We start from the raw sequence: 19940 nt of genomic DNA on the forward strand, positions 1-19940 counted from the left end.
CTTGTGATTCTACAATAAATGGTGATAATTCGACATAAATAGACGCTCCGGATACGTTCATCCAAGCGTCTTTTTGTCCTGTTTGTCTTTACGTGGAGCAAATAAGCTTTTCTGGAGAATGAGGTGGATGTGGCGCCGCACCCAGATGCTCCTTTCTTGAGCCGTCTTTCAGTAAGGCTAGGGCCGTAGATGTGGATGGTTTTTCCTTGTTTTTAGAACGTTATACGGAAGGTCTGTCCATTGAGCAGGCAGCAGTAGAGCATTTGGTGGAAAACTGAGGGAAATGAAAAGGGTATAAAATCTCCTGATTTCCTTTCAGAATAAGGGGAGACTGTAAAAATGGTACTCCCTTTCTCTTATTTAGACGAAATGATTCTATATTAGGAAATTCTTAATAATTTCTCATGCTAAAAATGATAAATAGGAAAGACTACTTTGATACAATAATAGGATACCTTGGGTCTGTTTGAAAGGAGGAACCTATGATGAGTGATCACATTCTTGTTGTAGATGATGAACACGATATAGCGGATTTGATAGAAGTCTATTTGCAAAATGAAAATTACACAGTATTTAAGTTTTATTCTGCAAGTGAAGCCCTTGCTTGCCTAGAAAACACAGAGCTTGACCTTGCGATTCTGGATATTATGATGCCCGAAATAAATGGATTTGCCCTTTGTCGTAAAATTAGGGAGAAGTATACATTTCCCGTAATTATGCTGACTGCCAAAGATGAAGAAACAGATAAAATCACGGGATTAACTTTAGGGGCTGACGATTATGTGACAAAGCCATTTCGACCACTTGAATTAATTGCCAGAGTAAAAGCACAGTTACGTCGGTATCAGAAATACAATACTTCTAAGCAGGAAACAGAAACAAGAACAGTTTTGTCTTACAGGGGGTTAGAAGTAAACACGGAAACATATGAATGTCTATTAAATGAAAAGCCGATCTCATTAACACCCACGGAATTTGCTATACTTCGTATTCTGTTGGAGAACAAAGGAATTGTTGTAAGCTCCGAGAAGTTGTTTCATGAAATATGGCAGGACGAATATTACAATAAAAGTAACAACACGATTACTGTACATATCCGGCATTTGCGTGAAAAAATAGGCGATACCGCAGATGAAGCCAAATATATAAAAACAATATGGGGCGTGGGATATAAAATTTAGTTTAGGCGGTAACAAATTGACGGCTGTGTGGCTGTTATTCAATTAAAATCCTATAAGGATAGAGATGAAAACTTTGAAGAAAAACGATATAGAAAAGAAATTGAGAATGAAACTTTACATCATCTTAATTCTTTATACCTTGATTGGTTATATCTTGGCAATTATATTCGACTATGGATTTAGTCAATTTTCAAATACATTTTTTCCGTGGCTTCATCTTAGAATTGAGGTTATCTATTTTTTGTATTTGGTCGTTGGCCTTTGCTGTATCTTTCATCATTACTGGAAAAAACCTTGGGGATATTTGCAGGAGGTCATCAATGCTACTAAAACCATATATCAGCCAAACGACAGCACCATTGAATTGTCGGAACCGCTCAAAGATATGGAAAAACAGATGAACCAAATTAAAATGGCTGTCCTGCTTAGCCAGCAAGCCGTAAATGAAGCAGAAAACAAAAAGAACGAATGGGTCATGTATCTTGCACACGATATTCGTACGCCGCTTACCTCCGTAATCGGCTATTTGAGCTTACTTGATGAAGCGCCGGATATGCCCGTAGAACAGAAAGAAAAATATATCGGAATCGCTTTGAAAAAATCTATGCGGCTGGAGAAGCTGATTAACGAATTTTTTGAAATCACAAGATACAATACGCAGCAAATTAAACTGACAAAATCAAAGGTTGACTTGTATTATATGCTTGTGCAGCTCATTGATGAATTTTATCCTGCCTTATCCGCTAAGGGGAATTCCGCTATCCTTAACGCAGATGAAAACCTGACAGTCTACGCCGATTCTGAAAAGCTGGCAAGAGTGTTTAATAACATTCTCAAAAATGCGGTTGCATATAGCTACCCCAATACCGAAATTATGATTTCTGCAAAAGCGGACAAAGATACAACTACGGTTACATTTGAAAATCACGGTCCAACGATCCCGTCTGTTCAACTATCCTCTATTTTTGATAAATTTAACCGTTTGGACGATGCACGTAAATCAGACACCGGCGGAGCAGGACTTGGGTTGTCTATCGCAGATGAAATCATCCGTCTACACGGTGGCGAAATTTCCGCCCAAAGTGAAAATGATACCATTACATTTACTGTAGCATTGCCGGCATTATCATAGGAAAACCTCAATCCGATCTTAGGATTTTCTTAGGAAATTATCCTGTTCCTATTAAAGTTTGAAACGTCCTTGTTCAGTACACTAAAACTGAACAAGGACGTTTGTCGTTGTAGTTTAGAAAAAGGAGAAGTGACATGGAACTGACCATTACAAACCTTAAGAAAAAGTTTAAGGATAAAACCGCAGTCGATGATGTTTCCTTCAGCCTTACACCGGGCGTATGGGGATTGCTTGGAGCAAACGGAGCGGGTAAGACAACACTCATGCGTATGATTGCGGATATTCTAAATCCAACCAGCGGAACCATTTCTTATGATGGTAAGGACATTCATATGATGGGGGAAGCCTATAGAACTCGATTTGGATTTTTACCGCAGGACTTTGGCTTCTTTCAAGACTTTACGGTAAAAGATTACTTGGAATATGTTGCTGCACTGAAAGATGTTCCGGCAAGGGAAACCAGAAAAAAGATAGATGGCTTGCTGGATACCCTCACCCTTTCCAATGTGAAGAGTAAAAAAATAGTTAAGCTGTCGGGTGGAATGAAACGGAGGGTAGGAATTGCACAAGCAATGCTGAATGATCCTGAAATTCTGATGATGGACGAACCGACGGCGGGTCTTGACCCCGGGGAACGGGTGCGCTTTCGCAACTTTATTTCCGAATTTTCACAGGGGAGGATTGTACTCATTTCAACACATATCGTGTCAGACATTGAGTATATCTCTACCCAAAATGCCATTATGAAAGCAGGAAAGATTCTTGATGTAGGCACCACCGATGAATTGGTAAAACAAGTTGTGGGAAAAGTTTGGACTTGCGTGGTTCCTGCCGAGAAAATGCCCATGTATGAAATGCAACTGCGGATTATCAATCAACGCAGCGAGGGGGATCATCAGGTATCTATCCGCTATCTGGCAGAGGAAGCGAAAACAAGTGATTCTGTAATGGCTCCTCCCCGTTTGGAGGATTTATATTTATGGTTGTTCCCGCAAGAGGAAACCCTTGAGGAGGGAAAATAATCCATGCGTATTTATTTACTTGAAGTAAAGCGCGTGCTTAAATCACGTCATTCCATCATTTTATTGCTTATCGCTCTGGTAATGTCTGCGGTCATGGCATGGCTGCCCGTTATGTACGAGGACATCAATCAATATGACCCCAATGGCAACAAAGTCGCCGAATTAAATGGTTTGGATGCGATCGCTTATAAAAAGTCGCTACGCTCTGCGAATAACGGAGTGGTTACCCCGGATAAGCTCAAAGAAGCTTTAACCCTCTATCAAAGTGCTGTTCAGCCATATGGAGAAGACAGTATTTACAGCGGAGAATTTCCGATAAAGATTTACATGGAAAAAGTATTTCCGGTAGAAGCGCTTTTAGGCAGACTGCCCGAAACATTTTCTGACCCCAAAACGGGTCAGGGAACGAGTTTAATGGAGATTTCTCCCGATAAATTAGACGGATTTTATGAACAAACCGTACAGCACTTGAAAGACATTATGCAGATGGAGCAAAAAGGACACCCAGCTGCACAAGAAGAATCCTTGCAAAAATATACGGAGATAAAAACGCCCTTTCAGTTTTATCCCGGGTATTCAAGGGACGCCTTTGACTATATTGTTCTTTTTATTTTTATCCTTGTTGTTCTATGTACCGCTGCCGCTACCCCGACGTTTTCCAATGAATATCAAACGGGTTCGGATAGTATCTTGCGCTGCACCAAGTATGGGCGTTCCCGATTGGCAACTGTAAAAATAATGGCTGCGCTGACCATTTTCACCGCAACGTTTATCATTTGTATTTCGCTGCATTTGCTCATTTCAAATCTTGCATTTGGAACAGAATGCATGAAAACATCAATGCAGATGTTGTTTTCCGTTATCAGCCTGCCTGCATTTAATTTAGGACAACTTCAGATTGCCTTGGCAATCGGAGGACTTATTTCATTGCTGGCAACCCTTAGTTTTACACTATTTCTATCAGCCAAATTCAAGGATTCCCTTTCTGTTATCCTGATCGCTATTGTAGTGTGCCTGCTCCCTATATTTACCTATTCAGCCGGAGCTAATTGGCTAACCTTTCTCTTACCCTCAGGGGGAATCGGTATGCAGAACAGTTTACTTTATCAACTGACAGGTTTTACTTACCTGCATCTGGGTCAGGCAAGTATATGGTCACCTTATGTGACATTAGCAGCAGCAATAATTGAAATTCCTGTCTTTCTGTTTCTTGCTGTACGTACTTACTGCAAGCATCAAGTTGCCTAATATTGACTGTCACTTCATAAAACTGCCCAGCGGTTAGCATAAAAAAGGCGTTCGGCAATATGAGAGAAGAAGACTGAAAAAAAAGAGGACTAAAAAATGAAATAAAATAGTGCGAAAAGCGAAGTTCTCCCTATAACCGTCCTAGCATATACGTAGAAGCGTTATAGTGATTATCATCAGGAATCGGGTTTGCAAAACAATCTATTGATGATTCAAAATGGAAATCAATAGGGGGGATCTTGAGATGAAGGAACAAAGTGAAAAGCGGAGGAACGTAAGAGGGGAAGGATACTCCAAATACGGAGATGCTTGGCTTCATCCCGAGGCGGACGAAGAAGGGGAGTTCGAAAGCAAGATCCGAGATTTGGTGAATTGGTTAGCCAGACAGGACCTACCTGAAGTCGGGAACTTTTACGCCGATTCGGATATGAGGAGACTGAATTTAATTAAATACTTTAGTGCGTTATACTGGATTAAGCCCGATTGGATGTTTATCGGTGAGGCGCCAGGGGTTCATGGTTGCGTAAAGACGGGGATTCCCTTTACTTCGGAGCGATTGATTCAAGAAAGACGCTTGGAGCGTCATTTTCCTGGTACCCGATTTGTGGTGGAGGGCAATAAATCCGAAGCTTCGGCAACTGTTGTTTGGGGGGCGGTGGATCGGTTGTCGAAGCCACCGGTGATGTGGAACGCGTTTCCGCTACACCCTAGGAACAAGGACGGGGGAAATAGGACTCCAACTTCTGCTGAACTGAGAATGGGGGCATATGCACTTTCGACGGTTATGGATTTGTTTCCGGGAGTTAAGGTCATTTCCGTAGGAGAAAAAGCAAAAAAGGTTTGTAAGAAAATTGGAGTGCAAACAGCAGGACACTTAATACACCCTTCTTTTCATGCCAAGGAATTCCGCGAACAGTTTGAGACGTATTTCTTCAACTAGCAATAGGAACGAGTGGAACGGATCAATGGTAACCAGCCGGATGCAGAATATGGTACAACGATTAGAATATATAACTCCAAGAGTCAGGCATGGGATATTTTTTATGGATGTGAAGGCGAGGTGACTCGTCTTGAAGCAAGGAAAGACGGAGAAAAAGTGGTTTTAACCGAAATATCGTCAGAAAAAATGAAATGGGTATTTTCAGAGACCACCAGGTTTAAGCGGCATTTTTATTATCCCCTCAACGCATGTGGAATCGGTGGCGTTGTTGGTGAAGAACCAATAAACGTTATACTCATCAGGAGGTAACAGATGAACCCCAAAACCTACAAATTTGAAGCGGTGATTCACAAGGTCCCTGACGTGGACGGGGCGTATGTTGAATTTCCTTATGATCTCAAGGAGGAGTTCGGTAAGGGCAGAGTTAAGGTTCACGCGACGTTCGATGGTGAGCCATACGGTGGAAGCATCGTGAATATGGGGGTCAAGAACGCCGATGGGTCAGTATGCTACATCCTGGGCTTGCGTAAGGAGATCCGTGCGAAGATTGGCAAGCAGCCAGGCGACAGGGTCAAAGTCACCATCAAAGCACGGGAGAGTTGATCTTGAAGAGGTCGGAGAGGGGGGACGAGCTCCTCTCTTTTGCACAACTTGAAGGTGTCCCCTGATCCCATTGCTTCATATTTATCAACCCTGACATAATGTTGTCAGGGTACTTCTGTATAATGAGCTTTAAATAAATGTCAGACTATACAGGAGTGGTAAATCTGATGGAACCGAATCAATATATCAAACTTGTAGGCTTAAAGGAAAATAACTTAAAAAATATAACACTCTCTATTCCCAAAAAGAAAATCACTGTGTTTACGGGCGTTTCCGGTTCCGGAAAGTCATCCATCGTGTTCGACACGATCAGCAAGGAAGCCCAGCGTCAATTAAATCAAACCTTTACGGCGTATATTCAAAATCGATTGCCCACCTACAGTCAACCGGACGCATTGTCCATCGAGAATCTTTCCCCCGCCGTGGTGATCGATCAAAAGCGATTAGGCGGAAATGTACGTTCAACGCTGGGTACGGTCACGGACACTTACTCCTTGCTGCGATTATTATTTTCTCGGATCGGGCAACCCTTTATTGGCGAATCGGATGTGTTTTCCTTCAACAATCCGAAGGGAATGTGTCCGAGGTGTCAGGGAATGGGGCGAAGGGTGGAGCCCGATATAGAGAAGCTGTTTGATAAAACTAAATCACTGAATGAAGGCGCGGTTTTGTTCTCCACCTTCACCGTGGGGACCTGGTATTGGCAGAAACATCTCATCTCGGGCCTATTTGATCCGGATAAAAAGCTAATGGATTACACGGAGACCGAGTGGCAAATGTTGCTTTACGGCAAAGACAAGAAAATCGCATTACCCTTAAAAAACGAACCCGTCAAGTATTTCGAAGGGGTTATTGACCGATTTAGACGCATGTTTTTGGAAAAAGAAATCCATCAATTATCAAACAATGTCAAGAAGTTTATTACCATAACCCATTGCACGGCATGTAATGGAACCCGGTTAAGCCACGAGGTATTAAATTGCAAAATAAATGGTTATAACATCGCCCAGTTCGCCGCTATGGAAATAGGCGAGTTGTTAAAGGTCATCGAAGCCATAAATGATCCCATAGCCAAACCGATCATTTCCAATCTGTCCATTCGGCTGCATCATCTTGTAGACATGGGGCTCTACTATCTTTCGCTCAACCGGGAGACATCAACCTTGTCCGGCGGCGAATCGCAGCGCGTAAAAATGATACGGCATCTGAACAGCAGTCTTACGGATATGATGTATATTTTTGATGAACCCAGTACCGGATTGCATCCCCGCGATGTACACCGCCTCAATCGGATGCTCGAGCGACTTCGGGACAAAGGAAACACCGTGATCGTGGTCGAGCATGACAAGGATGTGATTCAGATTGCCGATCATGTGGTCGATATTGGACCGGGCGCGGGTGAAAGTGGCGGCGAAATTGTCTATGAAGGGGATTTCCCGGGGTTATGCGTTGCCGATACACTAACCGGAAAGTATATGAGGGATACCCTATCCTTTAAAAAGGAAACTCGTAAACCCACCGGATATCTTTCCGTTGTTGGAGCCTCAAAACACAATCTGAAGAATGTCACTGCTCATATCCCTCGTGGTGTGCTCACTGTCATTACGGGAGTGGCCGGTTCGGGAAAAAGCACATTAATTTTTGATGTTTTTCCGGAGCAGCATCCGGATAGTATTGTGATCGACCCAAAGTCAGTGAGTACCTCGACCCGGTCAACCCCGGCGACTTATACGGGCATGATGGAGGCGATTCGGGATGCCTTTGCCTCAGCGAACAAGGTAAGCAAGTCGCTTTTTAGCTTTAATTCGGAAGGGGCGTGCCCGGACTGCCATGGCAACGGGTTTATTACTACGGACCTGGCATTTCTTGAAAGTATTCGAACGACTTGCGAGACCTGTCATGGGAAACGGTTCAAAGAAGAAGTTCTTCAGTATAAGTTAAATGGAAAATCCATATCGGATGTACTGGACATGACCGTATTAGAGGCCCTATCCTTTTTCCGGGAGAAAGAAGTGGTCTCTACTTTACAAGCATTATCGGAAGTAGGATTAGACTATATGACGTTGGGGCAACCGTTGAATACGTTATCGGGCGGAGAATGCCAAAGAATTAAATTAGCGGGCGAGCTTCAGCGATCCGGGAACATCTATGTGTTGGACGAGCCGACAACGGGACTTCACATGTCCGATGTGAGACATTTATTATCCATTCTCAATCGCTTGGTTGATAACGGCAGCACCGTCATTGTGATCGAACACCATCTGGATGTGATGAAACAAGCGGATTGGATTATTGATCTTGGACCCGATGGCGGAAAACAGGGAGGAGAGATCATGTTCGCAGGCACGCCGCAAGATTTGGTAAGCAGATGCGATTCGCTAACTGCACAATATTTAAGAAATGAGATTCCGGGGGACTGAACCTTGAAAATCGAACGGTTATTAGGCATCATTGTGCTGCTGATTCACAGGAAAAGAATGAAGGCGGAGGACCTGTCGAGGTATTTTGAAGTATCCGAGAGAACGATATACCGGGATATCGATTCTCTTCATCGAGCGGGGATTCCCATCGTATCGCTTTCCGGACAAGACGGCGGTTATGAATTAATGGAGGGGTTCAAATGGGATAAAACGTATCTGACTTTAGATGAATTGCTCTCGATCCAATGGGCGTTAAGAAGCGTTGAAAAGGCTACGGGGTTCGAGGATATCCACGAATTGATTTCAAAAATCAATCTATTAATCGACACAGTCCCTGCGCAAGACCCAAGCATCCAATTGCAAATTTCGCATTCGAATAACAGTTCGCAACATATTCAATCCCTATACAAATCCATTCAGAATTGTACTGTAATCAGGATTCGATATGTGGATTATAAAGGAAGTGAAACTGTACGGGATATGGAACCGATGGGAATCTTTTTAAAAGATTATCACTGGTATACTTGGGGATATTGTTTACTGCGAAAGGAACTCAGGGTCTTTAAATTAACCCGGATCATTGAAACGTATAATACAAATCGCTATTTTACCAGGCGTGCCTATACGATTGAAGATCTCTATGGCAAGGAAGACGGGAAAGCGGATAGCGGCATAATCACGGTTTGCCTCCAATTTAGCCCAGAGATGAGGGCGCAAGTATTAGATCATTTTCAGAAAGATGAAATCATGAATCATCCGGACGGGACAATCCTCGTAAAGAAAAATTATTACACGGTTGATAAAGCTATCGCTCAAATTATTGGTTTTGGAAATAAAGTCCGCATTATTTATCCTGAAGAGCTCATTCAAACATTTATAGCCTGTTTAGATGACATCAAAAAATTGTACACCGACCAAGATCGTGGAGAAGTTTAAGGTGGATCACGAAAAGCTCCAAGCTGCCGGCCGTGCTGCCGCGTTCGGATTGGAGGAAACTGGGGATGCTTAAGCAAGGGGGAGCCTTTATAATGGAATATTAGGTACAACGAGAGGATTGGAGTTTGAAATGACAAACACAAATCATTTTTGGCGGGATTTACCGCGGCCCTTTTTTATCCTTGCTCCGATGGAAGATGTGACGCATGTCGTGTTTCGTCATGTGGTGAGTAAAGCCGGAAGACCGGATGTCTTCTTTACGGAGTTTGCCAATACGGAGAGCTATTGTCACCCGGAGGGAAATCTTAGTGTGCGGGGACGTTTGCTCTTTACCGAGGACGAACAACCCATCGTGGCCCACATATGGGGCGATAAGCCGGAGTATTTTGCAAAGATGAGTATCGAGATGGCAAAGTTAGGATTTCAAGGAATCGACATCAATATGGGCTGTCCGGTCCCTAATGTGGCCTCCAATGGGAAGGGGAGCGGCTTAATTCTCCGCCCGGAGGTGGCCGCCGAAATCATCCAAGCCGCAAAGGCGGGGGGATTACCCGTAAGTGTCAAGACGAGACTGGGTTTCAATCAAGTTGACGAGTGGCAGGACTGGTTGACCCATATTTTGAAGCAAGATATTGTGAATCTGTCGATCCATCTGCGTACGCGAGAGGAAATGAGCCAGGTTCATGCGCATTGGGAATTGATTCCCGATATTAAAGCGCTTCGTGATCGCGTGGCACCGCAGACCCTGCTTACGATTAACGGCGATATCCCGGACCGGCAAACGGGCCTGAAGCTGGCCGAACAGTATGGGGTGGATGGGATCATGATCGGACGAGGGGTTTTTAAGAATCCGTTTGCCTTTGAAAAAGAGCCGAGAGAACATAGCAGCACGGAATATCTTGATCTGTTAAGATTACAGTTGGAGCTTCATGATCAGTATTCCGAGCAATTGGAGACGCGTCCGTTTAAAGCGCTGCATCGTTTTTTTAAGATCTATGTCAAAGGGTTTAGAGGGGCAAGCGAATTAAGGAATCGGTTGATGAGCACAACGTCTACCGATGAAGTTCGTGCGCTTCTGGATGAATTTGCCCAACAGATGGACGAGGCATCGGACAGTTAAATGAAGCCGCTAGTTCGAGATCTGCGTGAAACGAGTTTCGGTATTGTACCGGGCTCGTTTTTTTGATTCTTACTCTATCAAAAAATTCAAAAAAACTTCAAGAAAAGCAGGACTTAGGCACTATTGGAATTATTTTCATGCTTCTGTATCATTGTGATTGTAATAATTTGTTTTTATTTATCAAGATATGAAAGTTTGGAATATAATGCGGTTACAACCTGTGGCTTGTCTTATCGGTGAGCCATAGATAATAAATCCAAGGAGGCATGAAAATGACGAATGGAAAGGTCTCTTTTAAAGCCACATCCTTGATCGTAGTTTTAGCCGTATTTCTGTCTACATTTTGCGCCGTCTTACCGGTGAGCGCAGCCGCAAGAGGAGCATGGGCTCCCAATACCGCCTATGCCGTAAATGACACGGTAACCTATAGTGGAAGCACGTATACCTGTCTTCAGGCACACACTTCCCTCGTAGGTTGGGAACCGTCCAATGTTCCGGCTTTATGGCAGAAAGGCGGCGGCGGAACAACACCCCCCACCACACCGCCGGCAACAAACGGAGTAACCTTTTATGCTGATATCAACTATGGCGGAAAAGCAGTCACCCTTGGAGTTGGAAATTATACATTGTCTCAGTTGAATGCAAACGGAATTCCGAATGACTGGATGTCGTCACTTACGGTTCCCAGCGGCTGGACGGTTGAAGTTTATGAGAATGATAACTTCGGAGGCACCCGATGGACTTTTACTTCAAGTTCTTCCTGGGTTGGCAATGCCGTCAATGACAAAATGTCATCGGTCAAGATTTACACGGGGTCACCTTCTACAGTAACGAAACCTGGCGAGGTTCCCAGTCACATCTGGAACTATGTGATGAATGTGGACAATAAATTTGGCAAAGGCGGAGATTTTGCTTTATTGCTGAGTGCCGTGATCAAAAAGGAAAGCAGCTTTGGAGCAGGCTTGCCAGGCAGTCCATCAGCCGGCGACGGTTTGATGCAGGTAGAACCCAACACACGTAATGCTTATTTATCCCAATTCAGCTCAACCTTTGGCCGCGCTTATAATCACAGCAGCGAACAAGACCAGGTATGCATGGGCGCCATGATTTTGCAGGAGAAGATTAATAGATTCGGCGGCATATATAACGGATTACTGCGCTATAACGGCGGAGACAACTGGTATCCGGGAGCTACGGATTCTTATGGCCGTCCTATTCTGGCCGATCAATATGCAAATCAAGTCTACGCTACCTATAAGGGCTATGGCGGCAGGAACTAGAAATTCCTCCAATTGAATAAGAACATGAATCGAGACAAGTCCATCATTAGTGATGGATTTGTCTTTTTTACCATTTGATATAGAATGGCATAGATGAGAGTTTGAGAGGTTATTTTAAGCAAATTTAACCTTGCGATCTTCTCTATGTTGAAAAGGGAATCTTTCCCCTCGCGGTAAATGCCACGTCGGTTGTATGTAAAGTGGAAGTAGGGAGGTGAGATCATGCCTTTGACTCTAGTCCGGCAGGATATTACGAAGATGAAGGTTGACGTTATCGTTAACGCTGCGAATCCCGCGCTGCAGATGGGAGGCGGCGTTTGCGGGGCTATCTTTAAAGCGGCGGGAGTGCGGGAACTGCAAGCGGCTTGCGATCCGCTCGCTCCGATTCAGGTTGGCGAAGCCGTGCTGACTTTGGGTTACCGTCTGCCTGCCAAGCACATCATTCATACGGCGGGGCCTGTCTATCGAGATGGGAAACATCAAGAGGAGCGGCAGCTTCGCGCTTGTTACCGGAATAGCTTAACGCTCGCTGCCGACCATAAATGCGAGAGTATCGCGTTCCCGCTGATCTCCAGCGGGATCTTTGGCTACCCCAAGAAGCAAGCGCTGCAGGTTGCTGTTTCTGTCATTCGCGATTTTGTTGAGGACCATGAACTGGATGTCTATCTTGTGGTGTTTGACAAAGAAACGTTCACGGTCAGCGAAAATATCTTAGGCGGAGTAGCAAGTTATATTGACGAGCATTATGTCGATATCCATACGGCCCGTCGGCGCAACCGGCAGTTGCTTGACGTTGAAATCGAGGCCTTGCAGGCCTCCGACGTACCGAAAAATTTTGCGCCGGCATCCGATTTGTTCGAAGCGCTGGACGATTGGGTTGGACATCTGGACGAGCCTTTTTCCCACACCCTTCTACGCTTGATCGACGCAAAAGGGAAAACGGATGTCGAGGTCTATAAGCGGGCCAATCTTGACCGTAAATTGTTCTCGAAGATTCGAACCGGGAAGGGGTATATGCCTAGCAAACGAACGGTGATTGCCCTGGCCGTGGCGCTGGAGTTGACGCTTGACGAAACGGAGGATCTGCTTCGCAGAGCGGGGTTTGCGTTGTCCCGCAGCCAGAAGTTTGATGTGATTGTGGAGTATTTCATTATCAACGGCCATTATGATATTTATGAGATCAACGAGGTGCTGTTCAAGTACGATCAACCGTTGCTGGGAGGTTAAAGCGGGGGAAGAATGTCGCTTCTTAAGCGACCTAGTTTCTGCGGTGAAGGGTTACCCTTAAATCACGATAACACTTGGGGAGGACGCTTCAATGAAACAAGGATTAACCGAGTTGGCATTTATTCTGGATAAGAGTGGTTCGATGGCTGGATTGGAAGCCGATACGATCGGCGGCTATAACTCGATGCTGAAGAAGCAAAAGGCGATCGAGGGCGAGTGCCGCATCACCACGGTTCTTTTTGCTAACAACGATGAGCTTCTTCACGATCGAATCGACATCCGGGCCGTTAGTCCGATGACGGAGAAGGAATATCAGGTGGGAGGGACGACCGCGCTCTTGGATGCCATCGGCAGGACGATCCACAAAATCGGAAACGCCCAAAAGCATACGGCCGATGAGTATCGCGCCGAGAAGGTGATGGTCGTGATCATCACGGATGGCGAGGAGAACGCCAGCAGAGAATATACGGCGAAACGGGTCAAGAAGATGATTGAACACCAGAAAACGCGTCAGGGTTGGGAATTTATCTTTCTTGGCGCGAACATTGACGCAGTTGAAACCGCCCGGCATTTTGGTATCTCTCCGGATCGCGCCCAGAACTTTCACGCCGACCGGGAGGGAGTCGAGCTCAATTTTCGCGTCATGAGTGAAGCGGTCGCTTCCTTCCGCCAAACGGCATCCATGCCGGAGGATTGGAACGAGGAAATTCGGGAGAATTATCAGCGGCGGGAGGGGCGTTAATTGAAGATAACAGAAGAACCTTTTCGATAGGCTGATACAACAGATAGCGGGATACAAGCTGAGAAGGCTTGGTATCCCGTTATTTGTTGTATTCCTCGCCAATTTCACTTATCCTTGTGTAATCATTCTCTAATAGCTTGAAAAAATCAGACGGCCTGATTTTTAAGCCTTTACAAAGTTCAAATATTTTCGTGACAGAAGGTTCGTTCCTTCCGACTTCAATCATGGAAATATAGGATCGATCTACACCACATTCATGCGCCAAATCCTCTTGGCTTAAACCTTGCTTGATTCGTAAAGCTTTGATGGTTTTGCCGATAATTTGTTTGATCTCTTTGGATGTATCCTTCAAGAAAATTACCCCTTTCAAGCTCATTATCAGTCTGATATACTGTTCCCAACAGATAAAGTATTCAACAAATTGTAAATATATTACATTTATTTTTACATATGTAATTCATTCTTGTGTTTTGATAATGGTCGAAAAGGAGGAGAGATCAATGACAATCCCGCCTTGGTTTCAAAGTGCGATTCAGCAAAGATTGGACCAAGTGATGATTCAAATTGAACGCCAACCCCGGTTTCGAAAGCTGCGTACGGATGAGCTTACGGCTATGGCTGCCATGTTTTCCGGCGTGGATCATAGAGATTGGCCGGGGTTTATGGAGTGGGAGGAAAAGCATCTCCACAGGCGAGCTGCAGAGCAGGAGCAGTTATATCTTCAAGGCGTGAAGGATGGAGTACAGTTGGTTGTGGCGCTGCTGGATACTTCCTCATCCAATTAGTTGGACCTTAGCGTTCAGAAGTCCGATAGAAACGTCAGAAGACACCCGGAACTCCGCCGGGTGTCTTCTCTAAATTGGGATTTCCATTTTCATGCGTAAGCCGTAATTTACGGAACGGTATTGCTGATCTCCGTTAGGAAACCGTTCTTTGGTTGAAAAAAAGTGTTGCCAAATGGAAAAATTTCATAGCGCTATATCCCAGCATTTTATTTATAATAAAAAGATGTTTAAAAAACTGGGGGATCAACATGAAAACAATGCAAAATAATCTAGGCCAAGGACGAAATGAACGGTTCTCTTCTGCCGGCTTTATCTTGGCCGCCATCGGCAGCTCCGTGGGGCTGGGGAATATGTGGAAATTTCCGTATATTACGGGAGAACACGGAGGGGCTGCCTTCTTCCTGCTGTTCATCATCTGTTTAATCCTGATCGGCTTGCCTCTACTATTGGCCGAGCTGGCCATCGGGCGGTCGGGCCGAGGCAGCGCGTCCACGTCCTACGTCAAAGCCGGCGGTCCCAAAGTATTTGGCCGCCTCGGTTTGCTGCAAGTCATCGCACCTTTTCTCATCTTGAGTTTTTATGTCATCGTCGCCGGCTGGACGCTTCATTATGCCGTACAGTCCTTCGGCGGAAATCTGTACACCAATTCCGACTACAGTGGGCAATTCAGCACGTTCACCCAAAGTTACATGCCACTCGTTTGGCAGGCGGCGGCCGTGCTGGTTACCGGAATCGTGGTGGGGAGAGGGATCTCCGGCGGCATCGAGAAGTTCAACAAGGTGCTGATTCCGGGCTTGATCGTTCTTTTGGTTATTTTGATGATTCGGGCTTTGACCTTGCCCGGAGCTGAAGCGGGCGTGTCCTTCTTCCTTCGGCCCGACTTCTCGAAATTGAATCCGGAAGCGGCTTTGGTTGCGCTGGGCCATGCCTTTTTCTCGTTGTCGCTAGGGATGGGGATTTTGCTTACTTATGGAGCTTATGTGGACAAGCGCCAATCTCTCGGCACGGCAACCCTGGCGATTGGGACAGGGGACTTGATCTATGCGTTTGTTGCGGGTTTGATTATTTTCCCGACGACCGCCTCTTTTGGGTTGGAGCCTGATGCGGGGCCGTCTCTGGTCTTCATCGCGCTGCCTGCCGCATTTTCGGCGATGCCGCTGGGAGCCTTCTTCGGCGGGTTGTTCTTCATCCTGCTGGCGATTGCGGCATTAACTTCCTCGGTTTCGCTGCTGGAAGTCCCGGTCTCTTATGTCATGGACCGTTGGGGCTGGGGACGCGGAAGATCCGTGACGATCGTCAGCGTGCTGATTCTGTTGGTAGGGCTTCCTTCTGCCTTATCCTTTGGGGTCGTCCCGGCATTCACGGAAATGGGCGGAAAGAACTTCTTTGACTGGCTCGATTTCATCACCTCGAATATTTTGTTGCCGCTCGGCGGCCTGATCACCACAATCTTTGCGGGGTACTTCTGGAAAAATGCAGCGGAAGCCGCGGGGCTCAAAGCAGGATGGTTCCGGGTATGGCTGTTTATGGTTCGGTATATCGCTCCGGTGCTCGTATTCCTGGTCCTGCTGCATACCACCGGAATTCTCAAATTTTAGGATCCGCGGAGTGGCATCAGCTCGGGCTGCTCCATGACCTTCCGGCACCCGTCTATGTCGCCAGCTTCACCGAAGCGGATCCGGAGCGGGCACCGGTCAATTGGCGAAGATCCGCGAGATCAAAGATCTACCTCAGATTGACCAACTGATCAAGCATGTGGACACGCAAGAACCCGGAACCCGATAATTCGGGTGTCCGGGTTTTCTGCTTCTTCACCTGATTGTGTCAAGTTTTCTTTGCACTTATAGGTCATTCTCATTTTTGTGAAAGCTGCTACAATCAAGTTGAAAGATCTTCCAATGGGGGGGCAAGCAGCATGAGAACATTGGAAACGGATCGCTTAATCCTACGGGAATGGCGGGAAAGCGATGCCATTATCCGGACAACCCCAAATCCAAACGGGTGATTGAAAAATGCAGCTTTACGTATGAAGGAACCCTGCGTAAATACAGCCGGAATTTGAAGGACAGCGTACGGTACTCCATGACGAGGGAGGAGTGGGAAAGTCGGCATAAGTAGATGATTATAATGAAGATAACATATCTGTGAAAGCAAATTGATGACGGGACGGTGTCCAATGATCAAATTAACAATCCGCCAAGCACGACAATTTATGTTGTTGAAGCACGGTTTACTGGGTAAACATCGATTTGCGGGGAAACAGGGCGTGTTGGATTTTGTTCGGCAGGCCGGCTGTATTCAATATGATCCGATCGATGTTTGCGGAAAAAATTCCGAACTGGTGCTGCAGTCGCGAATCAAGGGGTTTTCCAAGGCAATGCTCGACGAGCTGTTGTATAAGGATCGACGTTTAGTCGATTATCCCGATAAAAACCTCGCCATCCTCCCTGTCGAGGACTGGCCGTATTTTGAGAGGTACAGGCGAGCCGCCCGGCAACATGCCGGAAACTATCCCGAGATGCAAGCTCTGACAGAGCAAGTGCGTGCTCATATTCAAAAGTATGGTGCGCTCAGTTCGGATGATATCCAATTGGACGGTGATTTCGCCTGGCAATCGGCTATCCACTGGAGCGGCGGAAACAGGGCCTCCCGTTCGGTACTGGAGCAGATGTATTCGACCGGTGAGTTGATCATTCACCACAAAAAAGGGACGCGAAAATACTACGACATCGCCGAAAAATACATACAGGCCCATTTGCTGAATGCCCCGGAGCCGCTGCCCGACGAGCTTGAACATCAAAAATGGCGGGTATTGCGCCGGATCGGTGCTGTTGGTCTTATATGGAATCGCGCATCCGATGCATGGCTGAACATTTGGGGACTGAAATCGGATGAACGTAACGAGGTGTTCCGCCGGTTGTTGAACGAAGCTCGAATTTTGGCGGTTACCGTTGAACAAATCAAAGATACGCTCTATTGCCGCGCGGAAGACTTGCCGCTGATTGAAACTGTCTTGAACAATCCGGAGCCGGCCCCCCGCTGCGAGCTGATTGCTCCGCTGGATAATTTGATATGGGACAGGAAGCTTATCCACGAATTATTTGGCTTTGATTACACCTGGGAGATTTACACGCCTTTAATCAAGCGGAGATTCGGATATTATGTATTGCCTCTATTATACGGAGAGAACTTCATCGGTCGGGTCGAGGCCATCGTGGAGCGACAAACGAGGAGCCTTGTCGTTAAAAACATCTGGTATGAGAACGGGGTGAAACAAACCAAGAAATTGCGAACCGCTTTGGACGCTTGTTTCAAAAGATTTGCGATATTCAATGGGTGTGAGACCATTTTGAAACCCGATGATCTATTGACAAGGGAGAAATTGTAGACAATAATTAGACCATTGGTCTAATTATATGTTGGAGGTGAATGCATTACGGCACGGACCAAGAAAGAATTTAATAATAAACGCCACGATCTGACAGATCGAATGTGGAATATTTTTGTGCGCAACGGGTACGAGAACACTACGCTGGCTTTGATCTTAAAAGAGTTGTCGATACCTAAAGGGGTTTTTTATCACTACTTTGCTTCAAAAGAAGAATGTGCGGACCTCTGTATCGAAATGAGGGTGAATCTGTGCATCGGCAAGATGCTGGATAACGACTCGCTTGAGTTATCGGCCGATCAAAGGCTTATCCGCATGATGTTGTTCTGCGTTCGCTTTTTTCACGATGATGAACAAGAGGATGCCCGGATGAACGCCCCGGATAATGCGGTTTTTCATCAAAAGTTGATGATCGCTTTGACGAGGCAATTGGCTCCGGTGTATTCAAAGATGATTGCAAAGGGCGTTGAGGAGCAAGTGTTCGGCACGGAGTTCCCACTGGAAGCCGCAGAAATGATCATTTCCCTTGCCAATTTTTATTTGGACGCCGACTTGTTTCGGTGGGAGCAAGAAATGATGGACAAGAAAATACTTGCCTTCTCTGACGCAATGGAAAAAATTTTAGGGGCCCGGAAAGGGACGTTTCATTTTATAGGGTCCATGCGCTAAAGAGGAGAACTATATGAAGATCATGATTTTGGGGCTTGGCGTCATTGGGACGACCTATGCTTATGTTTTTCAGAAATCCGGATTTGAAACCGCGCATTTGATCAGGGAACATAACAGAAAGAAATGTCCGGATAAAATTTCGGTTAAGCTCTTGGACGGTAGAAAAAGCAAACAAGGCGAGGACATTGAGGATACTTACACGGTCGCCATGGCACGGCAAGATGAAAGCTACGACCTGATCGTTGTCAGTGTCTCCGGCGGTCGTCTCAAGGAAGCCGTCGATACTTTGAATCAGAACCGTATCGGCGGAACCATTTTTGTGCTTAATGGCGTTAGAGAAGAAAGAAATGATTTGGACGAAATCATGAACGGCAGAAAGTATATTTTGGGCTACCCTGTAGCCGGCGGCCAAATCGATATGGAAAAGGCTCGGTTGGACAGCGTTCTGTTCGGTCATATGATGATAGAGCGTAAAGACAAAGCGGGCATTGATCGGTATGATGATATTATTTCTTTATTGAACCAATCCGGAATAAAGGCTGAATGCCCGCACGATATGCTTGAATGGATATGGCTGCACATGGCGATCAATGCAGGCGTTATCACAACCGCAGCAAGCCTCGGGGACATTAAGGACAGTGTCGCCGCAGCGAGAAGGTTGATGAGCCGGGCACCTGCGCTAAGGGAAGCCATCCTGACCATTCGCGAATGTGTGAAAGTAGTGGAAGCAAGAAACGTCGATCTTAAAAACTACAGAAATGAGCTGATTCCCTATAAAATCCCGTCCTTGCTGGCCGGCCTCATCATGAAACGGATGTTCCGCACCAACCGGCTAACGCGACAAATTATGGAGCTTCATGCGAATAAAGATGATTTGCTTTATGTTTGCGGAAGCGTGTACGAAATAGGGAAGAAGATGAATATTTCAACCCCGTGTTTTGACATCAACTATAAAGCGCTGTTGAATGCATTGGAATAACGGCTCGATGAAAGAGCGGCTTCGGGTTTGATCAAATACGTACCGAAGCCGCCTTACGAAACGGGACGTGCTTGAATTTCTTTGCTGCGCGCTAGGATATCCCCTCCCCTCCCCTCCCCAAAAAACCATTTTAATAGTATGCCCCGTTTAATTCTTCATTCTTCTGGCGAGTGCCATTTATTCCTTGCTCTCTAAAGGGCGACGGATTTTGATAGATTTTGTTATCCTAACTATATAAACGAAAAAGTGCAAAATAGCAAAAAAATTT

General features: G+C 45.7%; 20 protein-coding genes. 19 read left to right on the forward strand and 1 reads right to left on the reverse strand.

Features of this window, described 5'->3' with window-relative positions:
• The first annotated feature begins 485 nt into the window (after positions 1–485).
• The 13 genes from vanR (at position 486) to ACZF99_RS04510 (ending at position 13851) form a co-directional block, all read left to right on the forward strand.
• Positions 486–1181, forward strand: a complete 696-nt coding sequence (gene vanR, locus ACZF99_RS04450; RefSeq protein WP_483609410.1) for a VanR-ABDEGLN family response regulator transcription factor — start codon at positions 486–488, stop codon at positions 1179–1181.
• 52 nt (positions 1182–1233) lie between these two features.
• Positions 1234–2313 (forward strand): sensor histidine kinase, encoded by a 1080-nt coding sequence (locus ACZF99_RS04455; protein WP_483612532.1) that lies wholly within the window; start codon positions 1234–1236, stop codon positions 2311–2313.
• Between the two features lie 134 nt (positions 2314–2447).
• Positions 2448–3335 (forward strand): ABC transporter ATP-binding protein, encoded by an 888-nt coding sequence (locus ACZF99_RS04460; protein WP_483609412.1) that lies wholly within the window; start codon positions 2448–2450, stop codon positions 3333–3335.
• A gap of 3 nt (positions 3336–3338) precedes the next feature.
• On the forward strand, positions 3339–4583 hold the full coding sequence (locus ACZF99_RS04465; protein ID WP_483609414.1) for an ABC transporter permease: 1245 nt from the start codon (positions 3339–3341) through the stop codon (positions 4581–4583).
• Positions 4584–4827: 244 nt separating this feature from the next.
• Positions 4828–5523 carry a uracil-DNA glycosylase gene (locus ACZF99_RS04470; RefSeq protein WP_483609416.1) on the forward strand — a complete coding sequence of 232 codons (696 nt, stop codon included), beginning with the start codon at positions 4828–4830 and terminating at the stop codon, positions 5521–5523.
• 12 nt (positions 5524–5535) lie between these two features.
• On the forward strand, positions 5536–5832 hold the full coding sequence (locus tag ACZF99_RS04475) for a hypothetical protein (protein ID WP_240268580.1): 297 nt from the start codon (positions 5536–5538) through the stop codon (positions 5830–5832).
• 3 nt (positions 5833–5835) lie between these two features.
• Entirely contained in the window at positions 5836–6126 is a 291-nt protein-coding gene (locus tag ACZF99_RS04480; protein ID WP_240268579.1) for a DUF1905 domain-containing protein, read from the forward strand.
• Between the two features lie 167 nt (positions 6127–6293).
• Entirely contained in the window at positions 6294–8546 is a 2253-nt protein-coding gene (locus tag ACZF99_RS04485; RefSeq protein WP_483609419.1) for an ATP-binding cassette domain-containing protein, read from the forward strand.
• 3 nt (positions 8547–8549) lie between these two features.
• Positions 8550–9482, forward strand: coding sequence for a helix-turn-helix transcriptional regulator (locus ACZF99_RS04490; RefSeq protein ID WP_483609421.1), 933 nt, complete (start codon positions 8550–8552; stop codon positions 9480–9482).
• 130 nt (positions 9483–9612) lie between these two features.
• Entirely contained in the window at positions 9613–10602 is a 990-nt protein-coding gene (locus ACZF99_RS04495) for a tRNA dihydrouridine synthase (RefSeq protein WP_483609423.1), read from the forward strand.
• Between the two features lie 272 nt (positions 10603–10874).
• The gene (locus ACZF99_RS04500; RefSeq protein ID WP_483609425.1) at positions 10875–11882 is read left to right on the forward strand and encodes a carbohydrate-binding protein; all 1008 of its coding nucleotides are present in this window, start codon (positions 10875–10877) and stop codon (positions 11880–11882) included.
• 222 nt (positions 11883–12104) lie between these two features.
• Positions 12105–13109, forward strand: coding sequence for a macro domain-containing protein (locus tag ACZF99_RS04505; protein ID WP_483609427.1), 1005 nt, complete (start codon positions 12105–12107; stop codon positions 13107–13109).
• A gap of 91 nt (positions 13110–13200) precedes the next feature.
• The gene (locus tag ACZF99_RS04510) at positions 13201–13851 is read left to right on the forward strand and encodes a vWA domain-containing protein (protein ID WP_240268573.1); all 651 of its coding nucleotides are present in this window, start codon (positions 13201–13203) and stop codon (positions 13849–13851) included.
• A gap of 79 nt (positions 13852–13930) precedes the next feature.
• Here ACZF99_RS04510 and ACZF99_RS04515 read toward each other — a convergent pair whose 3' ends face one another.
• On the reverse strand, positions 13931–14203 hold the full coding sequence (locus ACZF99_RS04515; RefSeq protein ID WP_240268572.1) for a helix-turn-helix domain-containing protein: 273 nt from the start codon (positions 14201–14203) through the stop codon (positions 13931–13933).
• A 148-nt stretch (positions 14204–14351) separates the two neighbouring features.
• On the opposite strand from ACZF99_RS04515, the gene ACZF99_RS04520 reads away from it, so the two are divergent.
• The 6 genes from ACZF99_RS04520 (at position 14352) to ACZF99_RS04545 (ending at position 19672) form a co-directional block, all read left to right on the forward strand.
• Entirely contained in the window at positions 14352–14636 is a 285-nt protein-coding gene (locus ACZF99_RS04520; protein ID WP_240268571.1) for a hypothetical protein, read from the forward strand.
• Positions 14637–14884: 248 nt separating this feature from the next.
• Positions 14885–16234, forward strand: a complete 1350-nt coding sequence (locus ACZF99_RS04525; protein ID WP_483609431.1) for a sodium-dependent transporter — start codon at positions 14885–14887, stop codon at positions 16232–16234.
• Between the two features lie 355 nt (positions 16235–16589).
• The gene (locus tag ACZF99_RS04530) at positions 16590–16754 is read left to right on the forward strand and encodes a GNAT family N-acetyltransferase (RefSeq protein ID WP_240268569.1); all 165 of its coding nucleotides are present in this window, start codon (positions 16590–16592) and stop codon (positions 16752–16754) included.
• 58 nt (positions 16755–16812) lie between these two features.
• Positions 16813–18024, forward strand: a complete 1212-nt coding sequence (locus ACZF99_RS04535; RefSeq protein WP_240268568.1) for a winged helix-turn-helix domain-containing protein — start codon at positions 16813–16815, stop codon at positions 18022–18024.
• Between the two features lie 102 nt (positions 18025–18126).
• Positions 18127–18693 carry a TetR/AcrR family transcriptional regulator gene (locus ACZF99_RS04540; RefSeq protein ID WP_240268567.1) on the forward strand — a complete coding sequence of 189 codons (567 nt, stop codon included), beginning with the start codon at positions 18127–18129 and terminating at the stop codon, positions 18691–18693.
• Positions 18694–18706: 13 nt separating this feature from the next.
• Positions 18707–19672 carry a ketopantoate reductase family protein gene (locus tag ACZF99_RS04545; protein ID WP_483609434.1) on the forward strand — a complete coding sequence of 322 codons (966 nt, stop codon included), beginning with the start codon at positions 18707–18709 and terminating at the stop codon, positions 19670–19672.
• The last annotated feature ends 268 nt before the right edge of the window (positions 19673–19940 follow it).

It is taken from the genome of Paenibacillus sp. JL3B1040 (assembly GCF_057063165.1).

Coding starts and splice junctions, on each gene's coding strand:
- ACZF99_RS04480 (WP_240268579.1), top strand. CDS start 5,836: ATGAACCCCAAAACCTACAAATTTGAAGCGGTGATTCACAAGGTCCCT.
- ACZF99_RS04460 (WP_483609412.1), top strand. CDS start 2,448: ATGGAACTGACCATTACAAACCTTAAGAAAAAGTTTAAGGATAAAACC.
- ACZF99_RS04470 (WP_483609416.1), top strand. CDS start 4,828: ATGAAGGAACAAAGTGAAAAGCGGAGGAACGTAAGAGGGGAAGGATAC.
- ACZF99_RS04525 (WP_483609431.1), top strand. CDS start 14,885: ATGAAAACAATGCAAAATAATCTAGGCCAAGGACGAAATGAACGGTTC.
- ACZF99_RS04530 (WP_240268569.1), top strand. CDS start 16,590: ATGGCGGGAAAGCGATGCCATTATCCGGACAACCCCAAATCCAAACGG.
- ACZF99_RS04500 (WP_483609425.1), top strand. CDS start 10,875: ATGACGAATGGAAAGGTCTCTTTTAAAGCCACATCCTTGATCGTAGTT.
- ACZF99_RS04535 (WP_240268568.1), top strand. CDS start 16,813: ATGATCAAATTAACAATCCGCCAAGCACGACAATTTATGTTGTTGAAG.
- ACZF99_RS04545 (WP_483609434.1), top strand. CDS start 18,707: ATGAAGATCATGATTTTGGGGCTTGGCGTCATTGGGACGACCTATGCT.
- ACZF99_RS04465 (WP_483609414.1), top strand. CDS start 3,339: ATGCGTATTTATTTACTTGAAGTAAAGCGCGTGCTTAAATCACGTCAT.
- ACZF99_RS04510 (WP_240268573.1), top strand. CDS start 13,201: ATGAAACAAGGATTAACCGAGTTGGCATTTATTCTGGATAAGAGTGGT.
- ACZF99_RS04540 (WP_240268567.1), top strand. CDS start 18,127: ATGTGGAATATTTTTGTGCGCAACGGGTACGAGAACACTACGCTGGCT.
- vanR (WP_483609410.1), top strand. CDS start 486: ATGAGTGATCACATTCTTGTTGTAGATGATGAACACGATATAGCGGAT.
- ACZF99_RS04505 (WP_483609427.1), top strand. CDS start 12,105: ATGCCTTTGACTCTAGTCCGGCAGGATATTACGAAGATGAAGGTTGAC.
- ACZF99_RS04520 (WP_240268571.1), top strand. CDS start 14,352: ATGACAATCCCGCCTTGGTTTCAAAGTGCGATTCAGCAAAGATTGGAC.
- ACZF99_RS04495 (WP_483609423.1), top strand. CDS start 9,613: ATGACAAACACAAATCATTTTTGGCGGGATTTACCGCGGCCCTTTTTT.
- ACZF99_RS04485 (WP_483609419.1), top strand. CDS start 6,294: ATGGAACCGAATCAATATATCAAACTTGTAGGCTTAAAGGAAAATAAC.